20 protein-coding genes are annotated in these 19,428 nt (G+C 69.6%); 7 read left to right on the forward strand and 13 right to left on the reverse strand.

Features of this window, described 5'->3' with window-relative positions; translation table 11 throughout:
• Positions 1 to 67: 67 nt before the first annotated feature.
• From NR810_RS26640 to NR810_RS26665, 6 genes are all read right to left on the reverse strand, one after another.
• Entirely contained in the window at positions 68 to 763 is a 696-nt protein-coding gene (locus tag NR810_RS26640; RefSeq protein WP_257456409.1) for a DUF4097 domain-containing protein, read from the reverse strand.
• 62 nt (positions 764 to 825) lie between these two features.
• Positions 826 to 1,974: a glycosyltransferase gene (locus tag NR810_RS26645; protein ID WP_257456411.1), complete on the reverse strand. Its 1,149-nt coding sequence runs from the start codon at positions 1,972 to 1,974 to the stop codon at positions 826 to 828.
• Complete coding sequence (locus tag NR810_RS26650; protein WP_257456666.1) at positions 1,964 to 3,250, reverse strand: O-antigen ligase family protein; 1,287 nt, start codon at positions 3,248 to 3,250, stop codon at positions 1,964 to 1,966. Before NR810_RS26650 ends, NR810_RS26645 begins: the two co-directional genes overlap by 11 nt.
• Positions 3,251 to 3,404: 154 nt before the next feature.
• Positions 3,405 to 5,078, reverse strand: coding sequence for a DUF6178 family protein (locus NR810_RS26655; RefSeq protein ID WP_257456412.1), 1,674 nt, complete (start codon positions 5,076 to 5,078; stop codon positions 3,405 to 3,407).
• A 48-nt stretch (positions 5,079 to 5,126) separates the two neighbouring features.
• On the reverse strand, positions 5,127 to 5,735 hold the full coding sequence (yihA, locus tag NR810_RS26660; RefSeq protein WP_257456415.1) for a ribosome biogenesis GTP-binding protein YihA/YsxC: 609 nt from the start codon (positions 5,733 to 5,735) through the stop codon (positions 5,127 to 5,129).
• 1 nt (position 5,736) lies between these two features.
• Entirely contained in the window at positions 5,737 to 6,246 is a 510-nt protein-coding gene (locus tag NR810_RS26665; RefSeq protein ID WP_257456416.1) for a cytochrome c family protein, read from the reverse strand.
• A gap of 127 nt (positions 6,247 to 6,373) precedes the next feature.
• Between NR810_RS26665 and NR810_RS26670 the strand changes: the two genes are divergently transcribed.
• The 4 genes from NR810_RS26670 to NR810_RS26685 are packed head-to-tail and all read left to right on the forward strand — an operon-like array spanning position 6,374 to position 9,600.
• Complete coding sequence (locus tag NR810_RS26670) at positions 6,374 to 6,844, forward strand: hypothetical protein (RefSeq protein WP_257456417.1); 471 nt, start codon at positions 6,374 to 6,376, stop codon at positions 6,842 to 6,844.
• Between the two features lie 7 nt (positions 6,845 to 6,851).
• Entirely contained in the window at positions 6,852 to 7,448 is a 597-nt protein-coding gene (gene coaE, locus NR810_RS26675; protein WP_257456418.1) for a dephospho-CoA kinase, read from the forward strand.
• Between the two features lie 23 nt (positions 7,449 to 7,471).
• The gene (locus tag NR810_RS26680) at positions 7,472 to 8,656 is read left to right on the forward strand and encodes an SDR family oxidoreductase (protein ID WP_257456419.1); all 1,185 of its coding nucleotides are present in this window, start codon (positions 7,472 to 7,474) and stop codon (positions 8,654 to 8,656) included.
• Positions 8,657 to 8,658: 2 nt separating this feature from the next.
• A complete protein-coding gene (locus NR810_RS26685) occupies positions 8,659 to 9,600 on the forward strand; it encodes a hypothetical protein (RefSeq protein WP_257456420.1) in 942 nt (313 codons plus the stop codon).
• A gap of 12 nt (positions 9,601 to 9,612) precedes the next feature.
• Here the strand turns inward: NR810_RS26685 and NR810_RS26690 are convergent, their stop codons facing one another.
• The 4 genes from NR810_RS26690 to hslV all read right to left on the reverse strand — a co-directional run bounded on the left by NR810_RS26690 (position 9,613) and on the right by hslV (position 13,880).
• On the reverse strand, positions 9,613 to 10,494 hold the full coding sequence (locus NR810_RS26690; protein WP_257456422.1) for a hypothetical protein: 882 nt from the start codon (positions 10,492 to 10,494) through the stop codon (positions 9,613 to 9,615).
• A gap of 170 nt (positions 10,495 to 10,664) precedes the next feature.
• The gene (locus NR810_RS26695; RefSeq protein WP_257456670.1) at positions 10,665 to 11,837 is read right to left on the reverse strand and encodes an aspartate aminotransferase family protein; all 1,173 of its coding nucleotides are present in this window, start codon (positions 11,835 to 11,837) and stop codon (positions 10,665 to 10,667) included.
• A 102-nt stretch (positions 11,838 to 11,939) separates the two neighbouring features.
• Positions 11,940 to 13,340 (reverse strand): ATP-dependent protease ATPase subunit HslU, encoded by a 1,401-nt coding sequence (gene hslU, locus NR810_RS26700; RefSeq protein WP_257456424.1) that lies wholly within the window; start codon positions 13,338 to 13,340, stop codon positions 11,940 to 11,942.
• Between the two features lie 12 nt (positions 13,341 to 13,352).
• Positions 13,353 to 13,880, reverse strand: coding sequence for an ATP-dependent protease subunit HslV (gene hslV / locus NR810_RS26705; protein WP_257456425.1), 528 nt, complete (start codon positions 13,878 to 13,880; stop codon positions 13,353 to 13,355).
• A gap of 159 nt (positions 13,881 to 14,039) precedes the next feature.
• On the opposite strand from hslV, the gene NR810_RS26710 reads away from it, so the two are divergent.
• Positions 14,040 to 14,261 (forward strand): Rpn family recombination-promoting nuclease/putative transposase, encoded by a 222-nt coding sequence (locus tag NR810_RS26710; protein WP_257456426.1) that lies wholly within the window; start codon positions 14,040 to 14,042, stop codon positions 14,259 to 14,261.
• Entirely contained in the window at positions 14,233 to 14,802 is a 570-nt protein-coding gene (locus NR810_RS26715) for an RpnC/YadD family protein (protein WP_257456428.1), read from the forward strand. The genes NR810_RS26710 and NR810_RS26715 overlap by 29 nt, the downstream gene beginning before the upstream one ends.
• 39 nt (positions 14,803 to 14,841) lie before the next feature.
• Here NR810_RS26715 and NR810_RS26720 read toward each other — a convergent pair whose 3' ends face one another.
• From NR810_RS26720 to trmFO, 3 genes are read right to left on the reverse strand one after another with little or no spacing between them, the layout of a single operon-like run.
• The gene (locus NR810_RS26720; RefSeq protein WP_257456429.1) at positions 14,842 to 15,750 is read right to left on the reverse strand and encodes a tyrosine recombinase XerC; all 909 of its coding nucleotides are present in this window, start codon (positions 15,748 to 15,750) and stop codon (positions 14,842 to 14,844) included.
• 43 nt (positions 15,751 to 15,793) lie between these two features.
• Positions 15,794 to 17,395, reverse strand: coding sequence for a gliding motility protein (locus NR810_RS26725; RefSeq protein ID WP_257456430.1), 1,602 nt, complete (start codon positions 17,393 to 17,395; stop codon positions 15,794 to 15,796).
• Positions 17,392 to 18,747 carry a methylenetetrahydrofolate--tRNA-(uracil(54)-C(5))-methyltransferase (FADH(2)-oxidizing) TrmFO gene (gene trmFO / locus NR810_RS26730; protein WP_257456432.1) on the reverse strand — a complete coding sequence of 452 codons (1,356 nt, stop codon included), beginning with the start codon at positions 18,745 to 18,747 and terminating at the stop codon, positions 17,392 to 17,394. Before trmFO ends, NR810_RS26725 begins: the two co-directional genes overlap by 4 nt.
• A 258-nt stretch (positions 18,748 to 19,005) precedes the next feature.
• Here trmFO and NR810_RS26735 point away from each other — a divergent pair, with 258 nt between their 5' ends.
• On the forward strand, positions 19,006 to 19,395 hold the full coding sequence (locus NR810_RS26735) for a TraR/DksA family transcriptional regulator (protein ID WP_257456433.1): 390 nt from the start codon (positions 19,006 to 19,008) through the stop codon (positions 19,393 to 19,395).
• Positions 19,396 to 19,428 lie beyond the last annotated feature (33 nt).

Below are 19,428 nucleotides of genomic sequence, written 5' to 3' on the forward strand. Positions count from 1 at the left end.
ATCCTTGGAGTGCAACCGGCGAGGCCCCTCACAGTGCCGTACCTGCACGGCACGTGAAGGTATTCTACTACCGATTGTCGTCGGACTGCACGTCCAGAGCACCACTCACGGAGCTCACCGCCACGTCGTGCTCCCCGTTGCCGTAGCGCTGCTTGGAGGAGCCCAGGCTCACCCCGCGCCCGTTGAAGTGGCCGCCCACCGAGGAGTACTCCACGTTGGCGCCCGCGCCGCGCGGCAGCTTCAGCTTCACGTCACCGGACACGGTGCTCACCTCGGTGTCCGCGAGCACCTCGGGCGTCAGCTTCACGTTCCCGCTCACCGCGGCCACCTCCAGCTCCCCGCGCGAGCCCTCGATCGACACGTCGCCGCTCACCACGGACACTTCCTGCTCCCCCGCCACGCCGGACACCTTCACCGGTGCCTCCACCGAGCTCACCTCCAGCGAGGAGTCGCGCGGCACCTTCACCACGAAGTGCGTGGCCACCGGATCCTTGCAGCCGCGGAGCGTCCCGCAGGCGTCGCCGCAGCACAGCCGCACCGACACCTCGTCCCCATCCTGCTCCACCTCCACGGGGAACCTGGCGCGCTCGGCCTCGTCGCCCTCCTGCTTCACCTCCACCGACACCGTCTTCCCGTCCGCCGCTTCCACCCGGACGGAGCCGCTGACGTTGGAGATGCTCACCTTCGGCGAGCCATCCGTTTCGAACTTCCAGGACTGCGAGGCGGGTGCGGCGGCCAGGACCAGGAGCAGGGCGAGATTCATGGGAGATGCCTCGTAGGGAAGAAGGTTGTCGCCCTCCCCTACGAGTCACCCGGGAAACGATTTCACCCGCCTCGCGCCACCCGCCGGTACAGCGCGTCGTGACGGCGCACCAGCCGCTCCAGGGACAGCTCCCGCTCCACGAAGGTGCGCGCCTCCGCCCCCATGCGCTTGCCCAGCTCCCGGTCCGCCAGGAGCCGGCGGAAGGCCCCGGCCATCGCCTCGGGCTGAAGGGGCGGCACCACCAGGCCCCGCTCGCCGTCCGCCACCAGCTCCGGGTTGCCTCCCACCCGCGTCACCACCATGGGCAGCCCCGCGGCCATGCCCTCCATCACCGCGTTGGACATGCCCTCCGCGGTGGAGCACAGCACCCCGAAGTCCGCCCGGGCGTAGATGGCCGGCACGTCCGAACGGTGGCCCAGGAAGTGGACCGTGTCCGACAGCCCCAGTTGTCCCGCCAGCCGCTCCATCTCCGGCCTCCGGGGGCCATCCCCCACCAGGAAGGCGTGCGGCACGTGCCCCTCGCGGCGCAGCATCGCCAGCGCCTGCAGCAGATCCTCCTGCCGCTTCACCGGGTGGTTCATGTTCGCCACGTGCACCACCACCGGCGCGCCCTTCGTGTCCGGCAGCGGCGCCTTGAGTCCCTCGCGCACCCGCGCGCCGAAGCGCTTCAGATCCAGGCCATTGGGGATGACGGACACCCGCTCCGGCGGCAGCCCCTCCTCCTCCACCAGCATCTGGCGGATGGCCTCGGCGTTGCCCACCACGTGGTCCGCCATCCGCGTGAGGCCCCTGAGCACCTCGCGCCTGGCCGCACCGTGCCAGTGGGCCAGATCCAACCGTCCGACGATCACCTTCGTCCCCGCCAGCTTCGCCGCGGGCACCACCAGCATCGTCGAGTAGAAGTCGTGCGCGTGCACCAGCTCCACCCGCTGCTGCCGCAGCCAGCGCGCGAGCCGTACCACCTGCACCGCCGAGTTGGGCCGCGCCAGCGAGCCATTCAGCGGGAACACCTCCGGCGTGAAGCCCAGCCGGTGCACCGAGTCCATCAACGGCCCCACGTCCTGCAGGACCGCCAGCTGCACCCGGTAGCTGGAGGGCAGGCCCCTCAACAGCTCCACCACCTGGACTTCCGTGCCGCCGATGTGGAACGACTTGGTGAACTGCAAGAGGCGGAGGGGTTCCTCCGCCATGCGCGCCTCCTCACGCCGCATTGTTCGAGCCCTCCCAGCTCGCCGCCAGCTGCCCCTTCACCACCGGAACCTTCACCGATTCCTCCGACTCCTGCGCCCGGGCGATGCGCTGCGCGCACGCCGCCAGTCCGAACAACACGTAGAGATGTGCCGACAAGATGTAACCGGAGAACAGGTCGCAGATGAGGTAGCCAGCCATGGAGGCCGACAGCCCTCGCGCCAACCACCCCACCCGCGCGCTGCGCGAGGCCTCGAAGGCGGCGCCCGTCGCGCCCCCCGCGAACACCAGGAAGAAGAGCAGGCCCACCCAGCCCAGCTCCCCGATGACGTCCAGGAAGATGTTGTGCGCCACGTACGCGCGGGTGGCCTCGGGCGGCGCGTACAGCGGCCACGCGTGGCGGAAGGCTCCCGCCCCCACGCCCAGCAGCGGCTTGTCCAGGCTGATGCGCGACGTCACCTGCCACGCGTACACGCGGCCCATGGCCGAGGCGTCCTCGTGGAACGTCGCCACCGTCTCGTTGCGCTGCCAGAAGCTCTTGGGCGCGAAGATGGCCAGGCCCAGCGCCAGCGCCGTGCCGATCATCACCGAGCGCAGCTTGCGCTGCTCGCGCATCGCCCAGATGGCCATCGCCACCGACAGGCCGATGAAGCCGCCGCGCGAGTAGGTGAAGACGATGGCCACCACCGCCAGCACCACCGCCACGGCGCACGCGATGCGCCACACCCAGCCGCTCTCCTTGCGCGCCAGGAAGGCCACCGCCAGCGGCACCACCAGCGCCAGGTTCATCGCCGAGCGGTTCGGGTCCGCGTACACCTCCACCCAGTGCGCCCGGTAGCCTTCCACCAGCGTCTCGGGCGTTCCGGTGAGGTACGTGGTGATGACCCCGTGGGACGTCACGATCGACGCCAGCACCACCGCCCCACACAGCACCGCCAGCCGCTTCGGCGTGGTGACCACGTTCACCAGCGTCAGGTAGATGGCCGTCAGCTTCAGCAGCTCGATGGCGGTGAAGCGCGACACCTCCGGGTTCACCGACCACGTCATCGAGGCCAGCGCCAGCCCCGAGAAGGCCAGCAGCGCCAGGCCTCGCGCGCCGTCGAAGTACAGCGGCTCCGCGCGCCCCATCCTCCTCAGCGCCATCAACCCCGCCGCCACCCCCGACGTCAGCAGCGCCAGCCGCAATGGAGCCAGCGCCGGGATCCACGCCTGCGGCACCATGTACATCAGCGCCGCGAAGGCGGTCAGCGCATAGAACGCCACCACATCCCGACGCTCCGCCGTGTCGCCCACCACCATCCCGTCCTCCTCCCGACCGAGCACCCCGGTGCGCACACCGGGACCCTCATTCGAGAGCAGTTCGCTAGCAGGCGATATGCCAACCGCCCCGGAGGGCGAAGTCCCGTGGATCCAAGTGCTTAGCCATTGGGGCGGAAAGGTGGGACTGAAAGGATTACGGCTTTCCGCTTTCCATGGGCAGCAGAACGGAGGCGATCGGGTTCAACTTGCCCTCCTGGAGGAACGAGGGCGCAAGCTCCTCCAGCAGGCGGGCGAGCGTCGTCTTCACCATGCGGCGCAGCTCGGGCCGCGCCGACTCGGGCACCGCCGGCTCCAGCACCGCCACCGCGCGATCAACCACGCCCGCACGCAGGCGCGGGGCCTCCGGAGTACCCTCGAAGAGCAGCGCCCCCAGCTCATCGCCCCGCCCCGAGGGCACCGGCCTCGGGTCCACCCTTCCCTCCAGCAGCGCCAGGGCCACCACGGCGGCGAAGAGGTGCTCCGCCCCCAGGGTGTTCGGCTCCACGCCGAAGCGGGCCAGCACCTCGCGCGCCTGCTTCTGCGAGCCACCCAGCAGCGCACCCAACAGCGCCACCTGCGCCTCCGCCCGTGCCAGCACCTCCCCGCTGGAGGCCAGCTCGCGCCTCGAGCGGAAGGGCACCGCCTCCGCTCCGGGCACCTTCAACGCGCGGCGCGGGCGCTTGCGGCGCAACGCCTCGATGGCCGCGGCCTCCTCCGGGAACAGCAGCGGCATGCCCTCCACCTGCGCCAGCGGCTGCTTCATCAGCCGGTCCGCGCGGAACTTGAGCTCCAGGGTCAGGGAGAAGCCCACCTGGAAGACGCGCCGCATCTCCGTGTCGCGCACCACCTGCGTGGCCCGCGACGGATCTCCTCCCGTCAGGTGCTCCAATCCCAGTAGCAGGTAGTCGCGCGCCATCTCGCCCACGCGCCGGATGGCATCCAGCTCGCCCGGCTCCTCCACCTCGGCCACCAGCGTGGCGTTGGCCAGGTAGCGCAGCTCGGTCTCCAGGTTCTCCCGCTCCAGCTCGTCCAGGCCCCGGAAGGCGGCCTCCAGGTAGTCCGGCTGGCCCTGCCCCGCCACCAGCGCCGTGCCCGCGGACGGCGCCGGCGCCGGCCCCGTGTCCACCCGGCTGAAGAGCCTCACCGCCTCCTCCAACGGCGGGAAGCCCAGATCCTGCAGCCGCGCCGTGCGGAAGCGGTGCGCCGTCTCCTCCAGCTCTCCGGGCACCTCCCAGCGCGTGGCCTCCAGAAAGCGCACCGCCTCGAAGGGGTTGTCCGCGATCAGATCGTTGAGCAGGGAGCGCATCCCGGCCAGCTCCGGACCCTCCACGCCCTTGAACTCCACCAGGTAGCGGCCCTCGGGCGTCTCCATCGTCACGCCCTCCGGGTTGACGTCCGGGTTCTCCTCCAGGTCGTGGATGACGGTGAACTCGCGCAGCAGCGACTCGAGCACCTCCGTGTCCACCCCGCGCAGCTTCTGGAGGAAGTCCTCGGGCTCGTCCCCGCGCGCGGCACGCAGCCAGGTGAGCACCTCGTGCAGCGAGAGCTTGTCCTTCTTCCATCCGCCCAGGTCCACGAAGGTGCGGAACTGCTCCGGCGACGCCAGGTGGACGAGCTCGGTCGAGTCCGCCAGCCCCACCTCCATGATGGTGAAGTAGAGGTCCTCCGCGGGCAGCGAGCGCACCAGGGCGCGCGCGTCGCGCGACTCGATGAGCGCATCGAGCCGCCTCCGGGCGGGCAGCGACGCGAGTTGCCGGCGCACGGCGCTCAGCGCGCGCTGGGTGTCACTTCCATTCCCACTGCTTCCGTTTCCCTTGCCGTTCGACACGGCGCGTGCCTACCACAGCCCCTCCCGGGCCGGGAGTGGAAGCAGGGCTCAACTCACGGCGTTCAACAACGCGTCCCACACCTCGTCCAGGCCCAGCTTCTCCGTCGCGGAGAAGGCCAGCACGGCCTCGCGGGGAAGGGACAGCTCCTCGGCGAGCGCCTGCAGGCGCGGCTTGCGGCGCGCCTTGGGGAGCCGGTCGATCTTCGTGGCCACCACCAGGATGGGACGCTTCGCCTCCTGGAGATAGTCGAGTGTCTGGAAGTCGTCCGAGGTGGGCCCCACCTCGGCGTCGATGATGCTCACCACCACCTTCAAGTCCCGCCGCTTCTCCAGGTAGGTGGTGATCATCGACTGCCAGCTGGCCCGCTCCGTCTTGCTCACCTTGGCGAAGCCGTAGCCGGGCAGGTCCGCGAAGCGCACGGTGTGGCGCTTGCCCTCGCCCTCCACGTCCACGTCGAAGAAGTTGATCGTCCGGGTGCGCCCGGGGGTGTTGGAGACGCGCACCAGCTTCTTGCGGCCCGCCAGCGCGTTGATCATGGACGACTTGCCCACGTTGGAGCGGCCCACGAAGGCCACCTCGGGGGTGGCGACTCCGGCGGGGTAGCCCTTGGGCTCCACCGCCGTGGTGAGGAAGCGGGCGTCGAGGATCTTGATCACGCTATTTCTTCTTGGCTGTGGCCGGCTCGGGCGAGGCGCTCTCGGCGCGGGGCTGCTTGCCCGCGGTGCGCTCGGCGGACCAGTGGTCGATGGCCTTGAGGGCCTCGACGAAATTGAAGGGCTTGAGGGAAGGCGAGGACGCGTCGTGGCAGGTACGGCAGGCCTTCTCCGAGGGATCCACCAGGCCCACCAGCCGGGCGAGCTCGGCGTCCTTCATCACGTAGGCCGGCGCGTAGTACTGGCCGCCGCCGTGGCAGGTCTCGCACGTGACGTGGGAGACGCTCTGGGAGGCCTGGTCGGGCGCGTGGCACGACAGGCACCGCGCGTCCTTCTTCTGCGCCTCGGAGAGCGAGTCCGTGGCGCGGGCATGCTTGGACTGCATCCAGGCCTCGTAGGCGGCCGGGTGACAGCCCTTGCAGCTCTCCGGGCCGAGGAAATCGGCGGCCCCGGCGGCTCCGGGCAGGACGAAGGCGAGGACGAGCAGGAGGATCCAGGGGCCACGAGCGCGCATCGGCCCGGTCACTAGCAGACGCACCCGGAGGGGGCAAGGCGCAGGTGCGAAACCCGGGGGTCATGTGACCTGCCTGACGGAGGGGGTTCTTGAGAGGGTGCGGGCGGATCCGTTACACCTGAACGGGATGAAGACCATCGCCATCGTCGCCGTGCTCCTCGCCTCCGCACCCGCCGTGGCCAAGCCGTGGCAGGGGATCGAACCCGGACAGTCCAAGAAGGAGCAGATCACCCAGAAGTTCGGAGAGCCCTCCCGCGTGGTCACCGCCGAGGGCAAGGAGATCATCGCCTACTTCGATCAGAAGGCCATCAAGGGCACCAAGCAGGTTCAGTTCAAGGTGGATCCGGGCACGCAGCTGGTCGAGCGCATCGACGTCTTCCCCGGACCGGTCATCGACAAGGAGTCGGTGGAGGGCACCTACGGGCCCCTCTGCCCGGCGAGCGGCAAGGCGCCACCCTCTCCCTGCTACGTGAAGAAGCTGACCGACGACTTCCGCACCTACATGCTCTACTCCCGCCTGGGACTGGCCGTGTTCCTCAACGAGGACGGCAAGACGGTGCACTCCTTCATCTTCACCACCCAGCAGGCCGCGAAGTAGGCCCCACTTGAAAATCTACGGACTGACTGGCGGTATCGCCTCCGGCAAGAGCACCGTGAGCCGGATGTTGACGGAGCTGGGCGCCCAGGTGCTGGACGCGGACGTCATCGCCCGCGAGGTGGTGGAGCCCGGTACTCCCGGCCTGGCCGCCGTGGCCGAGCGCTTCCCGGGCGTGCTGGATGCGGAGGGGCGGTTGGACCGGGCGAAGCTGGGGGCGCGCGTCTTCGGAGACCCCAAGGAGCGGGCCGCCCTCAACTCCATCCTCCACCCGCTCATCGGCCAGCAATTCCTCCTGCGGACCCATGCGCTGGCCCGGTCGGGGGCGGAGCGCATCATCTATGACGCCCCCCTCCTCATCGAGAACCGGCTCCACGAGGGCATGGACGGGGTGGTGCTGGTGTGGGTGCCCCGAGAGGTGCAGAAGGCCCGGCTCATGGCGCGCGACGGCCTGGACGAGGCGGCGGCGGAGGCCCGCCTGGCCGCCCAGCTACCACTCGATGAGAAACGCCAGCATGCGACCTGGCTGGTGGACAACTCGGGGGAACTGGGGGCGACCCGGGCCCGGGTAGACGAGGTGTGGCGCGCCATGCTCGCGCGCGGCTGAGGGACGGGTATGCTCCGCCGCCCATGAGCGAGAAGCGCAAGGAGCCCCGAGGCAAGTCCGGGACGTACTTCATCACCGGCTTCCCGGGCTTCATCGGCAAGCGGCTGGTCGAGCACATCATCCGGGAGGAGCCCAAGGCCCATGTCTATGCCCTGGTGCAGCCCAAGCACCTCAAGGAGGCCCAGCAGATAGCCTCCCGGCTCCAGGGGAGCGGGGCCACGCTGGAGCTGCTCACCGGTGACGTCGTGGACATGCACCTCGGCCTGTCCGGTGAGGAGTATCAGCGGCTGTGCGAGCGGGTGACGCACATCTACCATCTGGCCGCCGTCTTCTACCTGGGCGTCCCCAAGGAGACCGCCTGGCGCATCAACGTGGACGGCACCCGCAACGTGCTGGAGCTGGCGCGCGACTGCGAGCACCTCAAGCGCTTCAACCACTTCTCCTCCTGCCACGTCTCCGGGGACCGGGTGGGCGTCATCGCCGAGGACGAGTTGGACTGCGGCCAGGGCTTCCGCAACGTCTACGAGGAGACCAAGTTCCAGGCGGAGCGGCTCGTCCAGCGCGCCGCCGCCTCCAACATGCCCGTCACCATCTTCCGCCCGTGCAGCGTGGTGGGGGACTCGCGCACGGGGGAGATCGATCGCTTCGAGGGCCCCTACTACCTGGGCATCCTCCTGGTGACGAGCCCGCTGGTGGTGCCCCTGCCGCTGCCCGGCAACGGCGTGGCCCCGCTCAACGTGGTGCCCGTGGACTACGTGGTGCGGGCGGTGTGGGCCCTGTCGCACGACGAGCGCGCCGTGGGCCGCACCTTCCACCTGGTGGACCCCAACCCCATGAGCGCCCGCCGCGTCTACGAGCTCATCGCGGAGAAGGCCCACAAGAAGCTGCCCCGCTTCAACCTGAGCGCCCGGGCCGCGGACGTGATGATGCGCCTGCCCGTGCTGGAGAAGCTCGCCCGCCCCCAGCGCGCCGCGCTCAACTACGTCAACCACCTGGCCATCTACAACTGCCACAACACCCTGGAGCTGCTGGACGGCACCGGCATCCGCTGCCCTCCCCTCTCCTCGTATCTGGATCAGCTGGTGGCCTACGTGCGCGATCAGTACCGCCAGCGCCGCGAGCAGGCCGCCGAGGTCGAGGATCCGCTGGACCGCACCCCCTCCGTCCCGGATGAAGAAACGGGCGCCGCCGCTCGTCGGAGCCGCTAATCATGCGATACACCCTCTCCCGCCTCCTCGTCCTTCCGCTCGGCGCCGTGCTCGGCACGGGCTGCTTCGTGAACACGGGCCCCGATGTCGAGAAGAACCCGTGCGATCCCAATCCCTGCACCCAGGGCGACAAGACCCAGTGCGTGAACGAGGACGGCGATGCGCGCTGCCTCTGCAAGCCGGGCACCGTCCTGCGGCCCAGCGGCGCCTGCGAAGCCGTCACCGCCGTCAACTGCCCCGAGCACGGCGGCGATACCTCCGAGCCGGATGACTGCCTGTTGCGCGCCGCCCCGCTCGCCACCAACGTCCAGCGCCAGCAGAGCATCGAGCCCGTCGGCGACTACGACTTCTTCAAGATCGACGGCACCGTCGACAACGTCTACACCGTCACCGTGGAGCCCGGGCCCGGTTCGCTCATGCCGCGCGTGGACGTGTTCGATCAGGGCGGGGAGTGGATCAGCTCCCACGACGGCAGGCCCAAGGCCCAGGTGGGCTTCAAGGCCCGCGCCACCGCGCCCTACTACGTGCGCGTGAGCCACTCGCCGATGGATCCCTCCGCCGCCACCGGCGCCTACGCCCTCACCTCCGGCCTGGTGGGCAAGGACGACTACGGCGACATCGCGACCGAGGCCACCCTCTTCGTCCCGGACGTGGGCGGCACCAACACGCCGACCGCCCGCTACGGGCGCTTCGAATACGGCCAGGACGAGGACTGGATCGCCCTCGACGTCACCCAGGGCACCACGTACCGGATCGAGTTCGACACCAGCCGCTTCCTGCCCGCGCTCGCCGCCTTCACCCGCGAGGACGTGAAGAACCCGTTCCGCACCGCCCGCGCCGCGTACGTGGACATCACCGCCGGCAGCACCACCCGGGTCTACCTCAACCTCTACTCGCCGCTGGCCGAGCCGGGCAGCTACGCCTTCCGGCTGTTCCGCTACTAGGCCACGGCCCGGTCAACGCACGGTGATGATGTCCTGGTCCAGCAGGTGGGCCAGGACACGCAGCGTGTCCAGCCGGGACATGCCAGAGACGGAGAAGAGCGCCTCGTAGTTGAGCCGCCCGTCGATCCGCGACAGCAGGAAGCCCGCACGCGGATCCAGGTGCAGCCGCATCAGCTCCGCCATGCTCAGCTTCAGCACGGGCACCCGCTTCAGGTCCCCCAGCTTCGCCTCCAAGGCGGCCTGCTGCGCGCGCGCACAGCGCTCGCGAGCGATCACCAGCCGAGCGTCGCCCGGAGCGAGTGCCTCGGCCTTGAGCACCAGCGCCATGGCGCTCGACGGATCTCCCAGCGAGAGCAGTTCCTCCACGCCCTGAAGCAGCGTGACCACGTCCGTCCGCGGAGCCATCTGGGGCACGGGGGCGGGTGTGATCGCACGGGCGGGCGTGGCCGGACGGGGCGCTTCCACCCGCCGGGGGGCCTCCACCACCGGCGCCTCCTCGAGCGGCGTCTCGGAGAGGAAGGCCAGCACGTCGGCGGTGATGTGGCTGCCCTGCTGAGCCGCGGCGGCGGAGGGCGCCACCTCCATCTCCTCGTCCAGCAGGATGACACTCACCTCCAGCGCGGGCTGGGGCACCACGGGACGGGGCACGGCGGCCAGGGGACGCACGGGGGGCGGCGGAGGCCTCGCGGCCGCGGCGTTGCCGCTCTTGGCGAGCCACTCCCGGGCGCGGGGGTTGGCGGGATCATGCGCCAGCGCACGCACGAAGAGGCGCTGGGCGCCCTCGGTGTCGCCTCCGAGGCGCAGCCAGAGCCCCGCCTCGAGGAGCTGGTTGGCCCGGATGGCGTCGCGGCTCGGGCCCGGCTCGCTACCGAATGAGGCGTGTGGGGCAATCATCGGGACCTCCTGAACGGAGGAGTCCCCCCAGGGGAACTCAGGAAAGCTCAAGAACTTGAGAAATCCTAAGTCCCCGCCAGGACCGCGTCAAACAGATTTGGCGGATTTTTCCAAACCGACAGAACTCTAGAGCCTCGAACAAACCCCTTGAGTTCCGGAGAGTTCGTGCCTCAGGACTTGAGGGCGCGCTCGAGGAGGCGCACGCCCTGGTCGAGATCGTCGTGGGTGACGGTGTAGGCCGGGGCGAAGCGGAGGGTCTTCTCGCCGGCGGCGTTGAGGAGCAGGCCGAGCTCGCGGCACTTCGAGATGAAGGGCGCGGCGTCCTGGAAGAGCTCCACGCCGATCAGCAGGCCGCGGCCGCGTGCTTCCTTGACGAGGGCGGGCAGGCGGCCCTGGAGCTCACGCAGGCGGGAGAGGAAGTAATCCCCCTTCTGCGTCACGTCGCGGAGCATCTGCGGATCCGTCACCTTGCGCATGACGACGTTGGCGGCGGTGGCGGCGATGAGGTTGCCGCCGAAGGTGGAGCCGTGGGTGCCCGGCACCAGGCTCTTGCCGGCCTCCTCGGTGCACAGCATGGCGCCGATGGGCAGGCCGTTGCCGAGCGACTTCGCCAGGCTGATGCCATCCGGGAGGATGTCCTCGTGCTGGTAGGCGAAGACCTTGCCGGTGCGGCCCATGCCGGTCTGGATCTCATCCACGAGCAGCAGCAGGCCCTTCTCGTCGCACAGGGCGCGCAGGGCCTTGAGGAAGCCCTCGGGCGCCGAGCGCACGCCGCCCTCGCCCTGGACGGGCTCCACGAGGATGGCGGCGGTGTTGGGTCCCACGGCCTTCTTCACGGCCTCCAGGTCCCCGTAGGGCACGTGGGGGAAGCCGGCCGGGAGCGGCTCGAAGCCCTTCTGGTACTTCGTCTGGCCGGTGGCGGTGACGGTGGCCAGCGTGCGCCCGTGGAAGGAGTTCTCGAAGGTGATGACCTCGAAGCGGTCCGGGTTGCCGCGATCCTTCTGGACCTTGCGGGCCAGCTTGATGAGGGCCTCGTTGGCCTCCGCGCCCGAGTTGCAGAAGAAGGCGCGCTGCAGGCCCGAGGCGGCGGTGAGCCGGCCGGCCAGCTCGATCTGCGGCTCGCTGTAGAAGACGTTGGAGACGTGCCAGAGCTTCTCCAGCTGGCTGCGCACGGCGGCGACCACCTCCGGGTGGCAGTGGCCGAGCCCGCACGTGGCGATGCCGCCGAGCAGGTCCAGGTACTCACGGCCCTCGGCGTCCCAGACGCGCGAGCCCAGTCCGCGCTCCAGCACGATGGGCTGCTGCTTGTAGTTCTGCAGCAGGTGGGCCTTGGCCTTCTCCATCCACTGCTCGTTCTTGCTGGCGGTGGAGGCGGCCTTCGAGGCGGCTTCGGGGTGGGTGTTCTTCGTCGGGGTGGTGAGAGGCACGGGGACTCCCGGGGTAGGCTAGAGGATGTAGCGCGACAGATCCTCGTCCTGGACGACGGAGGCGAGGCGTTCGCGCACGTACGCGGCATCGATCTGCAGGTCCTTCGGGCCCTGCTCGCTGGCGTTGAAGGATACCTCGTCCAGCAACCGCTCCAGAACCGTATGCAACCTCCGTGCACCGATGTTCTCGGTGCGCTCGTTCACGGACTGTGCGATGCGCGCCAGTTCCATGATGGCATCGTCGGAGAATTTCAGCTGAACCCCCTCGGTGGCCAGTAGCGCGGTGTACTGGCGGATGAGGGAATTGCGCGGCTCGCGGAGGATGCGCACCAGGTCCTCGCCCGTGAGGGGCTCCAGCTCCACGCGGATGGGGAAGCGGCCCTGGAGCTCGGGGATGAGATCGCTCGGCTTGGAGACGTGGAAGGCGCCCGCGGCGATGAAGAGCATGTGGTCCGTCTTCACCTGGCCGTACTTGGTGTTGATGGTGGAGCCCTCGACGATGGGCAGGATGTCGCGCTGCACGCCCTCGCGCGACACGTCCGGGCCGGCGCCCTTGCCTCCGCCCTCGCGGCTGGCGATCTTGTCGATCTCGTCGATGAAGATGATGCCGCTGGTCTCCGCGCGGACGAGCGCCTCGCGGTTGACGCGGTCGCTGTCCACCAGCTTGGCGGCCTCCTCGCGCTCCAGCAGGCGCAGGGCCTCGGGGGCGCGCACCTTGCGCCGCTGCGAGCGGCTCATGCCGGGCATGTTCTTGAAGAGATCCTGCAGGTTGACGCCGATCTCCTCCATGCCCTGGCCGGAGAAGTTGCGCAGGAAGGTGGGGGTACCGCTCTCGGTGGTCTCGAGCTCCACCTCCTGGTCATCGAGCGTGCCGGCGCGCAGCTGGGCGCGGAGCTTCTCGCGCTCCAGATCCCCGAGCCGGGGCGCGGAGGGCGGCGGCGGGGGCGCCATGAAGCCAATGCCCCCCGAGGGACGCGGGGTGGGCCCCTGACCGGAGAGCAGCTGCGCCAGCCGGTCCTCGGCGATCTCGAGGGCGCGGGCGCGCACCTTCTCCATCTCCTCGTCGCGCACGAGCGCGATGGCGGCCTCGACCAGGTCGCGCACCATGGACTCGACATCGCGGCCCACGTAGCCGACCTCGGTGAACTTGGAGGCCTCCACCTTGACGAAAGGCGCCTGGGCGAGCTTCGCCAGACGCCGGGCGATCTCCGTCTTCCCCACGCCGGTGGGGCCGATCATGATGATGTTCTTGGGGTGGATCTCATCGCGTAGATCCTCGGGGACCTGCTGGCGGCGCCAGCGGTTGCGCAGGGCGATGGCCACCGCGCGCTTGGCGGCGTTCTGCCCGACGATGTAGCGGTCCAGCTCGCCCACGACCTCGCGCGGAGTGAAGGCGGGGTTCTTTCGTGCGTTGCTCACGGCGGCGCCCCCTCAGAGCTCTTCGATGGAGATGTTGGTGTTGGTGTAGATGCAGATGTCCGCGGCGATCTGCATGGCGTGGGTGGCCACCTCGCGCGCGGACAGCTGCGTGTGCGCCATGAGGGCGCGGGCGGCGGCGAGCGCGTAGGAGCCACCGCTGCCCACGGCGGCGATGCCGTAGTCGGGCTCGATGACGTCGCCGGAGCCGGAGAGGATGAAGGTCTTCTCGCGGTCGGCCACGACGAGCAGGGCCTCCAGGCGGCGGAGGAAGCGGTCGGTGCGCCAGTCCTTCCCGAGCTCCACGCAGGCGCGGGCCAGGTTCTTCTGGTGCTCCTTGAGACGGGCTTCGAAGCGCTCGAAGAGGGTGAAGGCGTCGGCGGTGCTGCCCGCGAAGCCGGCGATGACGGAGCCCTCGCCGATGCGGCGCACCTTCTTCGCCGTGTTCTTCATGATGGTCTTGTCGAGACTGACCTGACCATCGCCCGCGATGACGACCTTTCCCTCGCGGCGGACGCAGAGGATGGTGGTGCCGTGGAACATGGAGAGGGGTTTAACAAGTGGAAGCGGGCGATTCCATCGTTCCCGGACTGGCTGTTCGCCCTCGCACCCTTGGCGCAGTAGCCCCGCGTGAAGCGCCGTTCAGCGCGCCTTGAGAGGGGCGACGCATTGGCCCGCCGCATGCTTCCGGCGCGGCTCGCCATGCCTGGACCCCATGACCTCTTCGCACGCTTCACCTTCGGCCATCCCGAGCGGGCCGCGGCCGAGCTGCGCGCCGTCCTGCCTCCGCACGTCGTCTCCGAGGTGGACTGGTCATCCCTGCGGCGGGAGCCCGGTTCCGTCGTGGACCCGGAGCTGCGGGAGACCGAGAGCGACCTGCTCTTCACCGCCGCTGGTGCCGCGCTTCGAGTACCTGCTGGATGACCTGACGGCCGAGCGGGCTGAGGCGTTGCGGTCACGCCCTGGCCCACCCCTGGCCCGGCTGGCGTGGCTCGTATTGCGCTACGGACGCACCGAGGAGCTGGCTCACCGTCTCCCGGAGTGGACGGCGCTCTTCGCGCAAGTGCGGGCCGACCCTGATGGCACCGAGAATCTGGTGGTGGTCATCCGCTACCTCCTCTGGGTCGGGGACAAGACCACCTACAAAGTCACGAAGCGGGTGCTACATTCGATGATGGATGAACCCCAAGTGGAGGAGCTGATGCGGAGCCATGGCGAGGTGCTCATCGAACGGGGGATAAGGAGGGGACTGGAACGGGGTCGGGCGGAGGGACTGGCTGAAGGGCGACTGCGAGGGCGAGCCGAGTCATTGCTTCGAATTCTCGCTGCCCGGAGCGTGCACGTCGGTGATGAGGCGCAGCAGCGCATCCTCGCATGCGCGGACGTGGCCACCCTCGACCGTTGGCTCGACCGGGCCCTGAACGCCACCCATCTCTCCGATGTGCTGGATGAGCCAGCGAGCTGAGGCCGCGCCCCTACCCCGACGCGCACCCTGCAGAGGGACTCACGCCCTCGGGTGCGCGGCGTCGTAGACGGCCTGGAGCTGCTCCCAGCTCACGTGCGTATACCGCTGGGTGGTGGAGAGGCTCGCGTGGCCCAGCAGCTCCTGGATGCTGCGGATGTCCGCCCCGCCTCCGAGCAGGTGCGTGGCGAACGAGTGACGCATCGCGTGCGGGCTCACCTTGCGCTGCAGCGCGCACTGCACCACGTACGTGTCCAGGTGCCTCGCGATGCTCCGGGGCGTCAGCCGGCCTCCGCGGTAGTTGAGGAACACCGCGTCCGCGTCCTGCTCCGGGCGAGGCACCGCGAGCAGCTCGCCCCGCCGCGCCAGATACGCATCCAGCGCGCGGATGGCCTGCGCGTTCACCGGCACCAAGCGCTCCTTGCTGCCCTTGCCCATCACCCGAACGATGCGCCCACTGCGGTCCACGTCCAGCAGATTCAGCCCACACAGCTCGCTGATACGCAGGCCGCCGCCGTACAGCATCTCCAGGATGGCCCTGTCCCGCAGGCCCAGCACCGTCTTCTGTGACGGCATGTCGAGGATGGCGAACACCTCGTCCACGGGGAGCACCTTGGGCAGGTTCCTGGGCAGCTTGGGGCTCTTCACCAGCTTGGCCGGGCTGCCCGGCAGCAGCTTCTGCCGCACGAGGTACTTGTAGAAGCTCTTGATGCTCGCGAGCCGCCGCCCCCGGCTGGACGGCGCATGGTCCACCGCCAGCGTGCCCATGTAGCCGCGGATGGCCGCGTGCGTGGCCGCCAGCAGCGTCAGCTTCATCCGCTCGACCAGGTAGCGCTCGAAGTCCACCAGGTCGATGAGGTAGTTGCGCACGGTGTGCGGACTGGCGCCCTTCTCGTCCTCGAGGTGGGCGCGGAACTTCTCCAGCAGCGGCGACAGCTCGGCGGTGCTCATGGGCGGCTCCAGCGTAGACGCAACCGGGCCGCCCGCAAGCTTCTCACGGCTGGGCCGGCGCCACGTACACGCCCGGGTTCGGCCCCTGCTTCACCACGTACACCGCCAGCGAATCATCCGGGCCCGCGAAGTACGCCGGCAGCTGCGCGCCCTGGTCGAGCGTCTTCCGCGCTTGCGTCTTCACGTCGTACACGGCCACGTCGAACGTGTCCGAGTCCATCCGCGCCGAGGTGGCGAGGATCCGGTTCCCATCCCCGGACAGCTTGTAGCTGTAGATGCCCTGCAGCCACGTCTGGGGCTGGGTCTGCTCGGCCCGAGGCAGCGTCAGCGCCTTGAAGTCACAGGCACGGCCCTCGCGGATGCAGCCGGCGCGGAAGACGAGCGCCTTGTTCTCGGGGGCGAAGCCGTAGCCGAAGACGCCCGGGTGGGCCTTCTCCGCCTTCTCCGCGCCCACCTGGTACAGCATCAGGTCCACCGAGTAGATGGGCTTGAGGAAGCGCGAGAGGAAGGCCACGTACTTGCCGTCCTTGCCCCACAGGAAGTTGGGCACGCGGCTGCCCACCAGCTTCGGCTCGCCGTCCGGCAGCGCCACCACGCCCATCAGCCCCGCGCCCGCCGACAGGTCGTACTTCGCCAGGAAGCCCAGCGCCTGCGAGTCCGGCGAGAAGGCCAGCTCCTTCACGCGCTCGCCCACCTTGCGCCCCGGCTCGCCCGAGGCCGGGCCCACGAACAGATCGCCCGGCACCTCCGGCTTGCCCCCATCGTTGCGCGCCAGCCACTTCGAGTCCGGCGAGAAGGCGAACGCCGTCGAGCCCGAGGCCACCTTCCGGCCCTTCAGCTCCGGCACGTCCGCCAGGTACAGGTCATACATGCCGGGCGTCGCCGGGGTGCGCACCTGGTACGCCACGCGCTTGGAGTCCGGCGACAGCACGAAGTCGCCCACCTGGTCCGCCAGCTTGAGCGGCTCGCCCTTCTTCGCCGCGTCCTCCACCACCGGCACCGCCAGCAGCCCGCCGGCCGCCGTCAGCCGCCGCTTGAAGAAGAGCATCGTGCCGTCCGGGGAGAAGCCCGCGGTGGACACCTCGCCGCCCACCTGGCGGAAGGGCCCGGCCGGCAGGGCTCCCAGCTTCAGCACCCCTCCGTCCACGAAGGCCAGCTGCGTGCCATCCGGGCTCGGCAGGAAGTACGTCACCGCGTCGCCCAGCTTCCGGGGCTCGGCACTGGGATCGCTGAGCGCCAGCACGTGCAGCGCGCCGGACTGGTTCGCCAGGTTGTACCCGGTGAGGTACAGCACGTGCTTGGAGTCCGGGGTGAAGAGCAGCCCCCCGGGCACGTTCGTCACCCCATCGCCCAGCTTGCGCGGCACGCCGCCCGTCACCGGCACCATGTACAGCTCGCCCAGCCGCATCTGCGGCGGAATGCCCTCCACCGTCGGCTTGCGCGTCTTGCGCAGGTACGTGGCGAACTGCCCGTCCTCGGTGACGCGCAGATCCTCCGCCGCCCCCTCGGCCAGCATCACGCCCATTCCGCCCACCACCGCTCCGGCCCGGGCACTCCCCTTCCCTCCCCCGGCCTTGTTCCCGTCGCGCTTGCACCCCACCAGCGCGAGCACCATCAGCGCTCCCGCCATCACGGTTCGTCTCATGCGGTCCTCTGGAGCTCCTGCGCGGGAGGCACACTCGGCAGCCACGCGGCCATGTCCGCCCGCGCCCGCTCCGCGTACTTCGTCCGCTTGTCCGCCTTCTTCACCCGCCCCGGCAGCGGCGGGAACAGCCCGAAGATGACGTTCGAGGGCTGGTAGTCATAGTCCGGCGGGTGTGCCTCGCCCGTCACGTGACGGTAGAGCGAGCCCATCGCCGTGGTGGCCGGTGGCGGGACGAACTCGCGCCCCGTCAGCCGCGCGTACACCGCCAGCGCCGTCATGTACCCGCACGCCGCCGACTCCACGTACCCCTCCACACCGGTGATCTGCCCGGCGAAGAACAGGCGCGGCTCCGCCTTGAGCGACAAGTCGCGCCCCAGCAGCCGCGGCGAGTCGATGAAGGTGTTGCGGTGGATCTGCCCCATCCGCAGGAACTCGGCGTTGGCCAGGCCCGGGATGCACGTGGTGAAGATGCGCTTCTGCTCGCCCCACGTCAGGCGCGTCTGGAAGCCCACCATGTTCCACGACGTGCCCGCCTTGTCCTCCATGCGCAGCTGCACCACCGCGTAGGGCTCCTCTCCCGTGCGCGGATCCTTCAGCCCCACCGGCTTCATCGGCCCGAAGGCCAGCGTCTCATCGCCTCGATCGACCATCACCTCGATGGGCAGACACCCTTCGAAGTACCTGGGTTCCTCGAAGCTGTGCGGCTGCAGCTTCTGCCCCGCCTTCACCTCGGCGATGAACCGGTAGTACTCCTCCTGGTTCATCGGCAGGTTGATGTAGTCGTCTCCCCCGCCCTTGCCGTAGCGGCTCGCGCGGAAGGCGATGTTCATGTCGATGGAGTCCCCCGCCACGATGGGGGCGATCGAATCGTAGAAGTAGAGCTTCTCCCCCACGTAGCGCTCGAGGTCCTTCGTCAGCGCGTCCGAGGTGAGGGGGCCCGTGGCCACCACCACCAGGCCCTCGGGCAGCTGGTCCACCTCGCCCGTCACCACCTCCACGCCCGGGGCCTCGCGCACCGAGCGCGTCACCGCCGCCGAGAAGGCCTCCCGCTCCACCGCCAGCGCGTCACCGGCCGGCACCCGGTGCGTGTCCGCGCACCCCAGGATCACCGACGACAGCGTCCGCAGCTCCGCGTGCAGCAGGCCGATGGCGCTCTCCGGGTTGTCCGAGCGCAACGAGTTGGAGCACACCAGCTCCGCGAACTGGTCCGTCTTGTGCGCTGGCGAGCGCCGGTGCGGCTTCATCTCGCGCAGCGTCACCGGTACCCCGCGCCGCGCCAGCTGCCAGGCGCACTCGCTCCCCGCCAGTCCACCGCCAATCACCGTCACCCGCTGAAACTTCACGTCCTGCATCACACTCTCCGGGGGCCAGTCCTGGCCCGTCCGGCAACTGTTAGCAGGACCACCCCGCCCTTTCCCACACTCCCGCGCATGGATGTCCACTCCCGGAGCACCAGTCCCCTGCCTGCCCGCCTCCTCCTCGGCCCTGCGACAAGTAGGAGAAACAGAAACAGTTTCCCTACCTCCCCGTGGCTCCTAGCTTTTCCCCGTTCATCGCGCGGGAAAGTCGGTCCGGGCGACGCAGTGCACCATTGGATGGAGCGACAAGCCATGAACCGAGACAGCGACCTTCTGAAGATTCGCGAGCTCCTGCAGCGCCGCCGCCGGGACATCCTGCACGCCACTCAGGGCGCACAGCGCGAGCTGAGCGCCCTGAAGGATCAGGATCGGGATCCGGAGTACGAGGAGAATGCCCAGGCGGAGCTGGCGGACTACACCCTGTCCAGCCTGATGGAGGCGCAGCGGCGCGAGGTGATGCTCATCGATGCCGCACTGCGTCGGATGGACACGGGCGTGTTCGGCGTCTGCGTGGACTGCGGCTTCGACATCCCCATCGAGCGGCTGGAGGCACTGCCCTTCGCCATCCGGTGCGAGGAAGACGCGACGCGTCATGAGCTGGACATGCGCGGCGGCCATCACCAGGCGGTGCCGACGCTCTGACGTACGTCCGGTGGGGCGCCCTGGAGGCCGGGG

This window comes from Archangium lipolyticum, from assembly GCF_024623785.1.
GTDB lineage: Bacteria > Myxococcota > Myxococcia > Myxococcales > Myxococcaceae > Archangium > Archangium lipolyticum.

Coding starts and splice junctions, on each gene's coding strand:
- NR810_RS26640 (WP_257456409.1), bottom strand. CDS start 763: ATGAATCTCGCCCTGCTCCTGGTCCTGGCCGCCGCACCCGCCTCGCAG.
- NR810_RS26645 (WP_257456411.1), bottom strand. CDS start 1,974: ATGCGGCGTGAGGAGGCGCGCATGGCGGAGGAACCCCTCCGCCTCTTG.
- NR810_RS26650 (WP_257456666.1), bottom strand. CDS start 3,250: ATGGTGGTGGGCGACACGGCGGAGCGTCGGGATGTGGTGGCGTTCTAT.
- NR810_RS26665 (WP_257456416.1), bottom strand. CDS start 6,246: ATGCGCGCTCGTGGCCCCTGGATCCTCCTGCTCGTCCTCGCCTTCGTC.
- NR810_RS26670 (WP_257456417.1), top strand. CDS start 6,374: ATGAAGACCATCGCCATCGTCGCCGTGCTCCTCGCCTCCGCACCCGCC.
- NR810_RS26680 (WP_257456419.1), top strand. CDS start 7,472: ATGAGCGAGAAGCGCAAGGAGCCCCGAGGCAAGTCCGGGACGTACTTC.
- NR810_RS26685 (WP_257456420.1), top strand. CDS start 8,659: ATGCGATACACCCTCTCCCGCCTCCTCGTCCTTCCGCTCGGCGCCGTG.
- NR810_RS26690 (WP_257456422.1), bottom strand. CDS start 10,494: ATGATTGCCCCACACGCCTCATTCGGTAGCGAGCCGGGCCCGAGCCGC.
- NR810_RS26695 (WP_257456670.1), bottom strand. CDS start 11,837: ATGGAGAAGGCCAAGGCCCACCTGCTGCAGAACTACAAGCAGCAGCCC.
- hslV (WP_257456425.1), bottom strand. CDS start 13,880: ATGTTCCACGGCACCACCATCCTCTGCGTCCGCCGCGAGGGAAAGGTC.
- NR810_RS26710 (WP_257456426.1), top strand. CDS start 14,040: ATGCCTGGACCCCATGACCTCTTCGCACGCTTCACCTTCGGCCATCCC.
- NR810_RS26720 (WP_257456429.1), bottom strand. CDS start 15,750: ATGAGCACCGCCGAGCTGTCGCCGCTGCTGGAGAAGTTCCGCGCCCAC.
- NR810_RS26725 (WP_257456430.1), bottom strand. CDS start 17,395: ATGAGACGAACCGTGATGGCGGGAGCGCTGATGGTGCTCGCGCTGGTG.
- trmFO (WP_257456432.1), bottom strand. CDS start 18,747: ATGCAGGACGTGAAGTTTCAGCGGGTGACGGTGATTGGCGGTGGACTG.
- NR810_RS26735 (WP_257456433.1), top strand. CDS start 19,006: ATGAACCGAGACAGCGACCTTCTGAAGATTCGCGAGCTCCTGCAGCGC.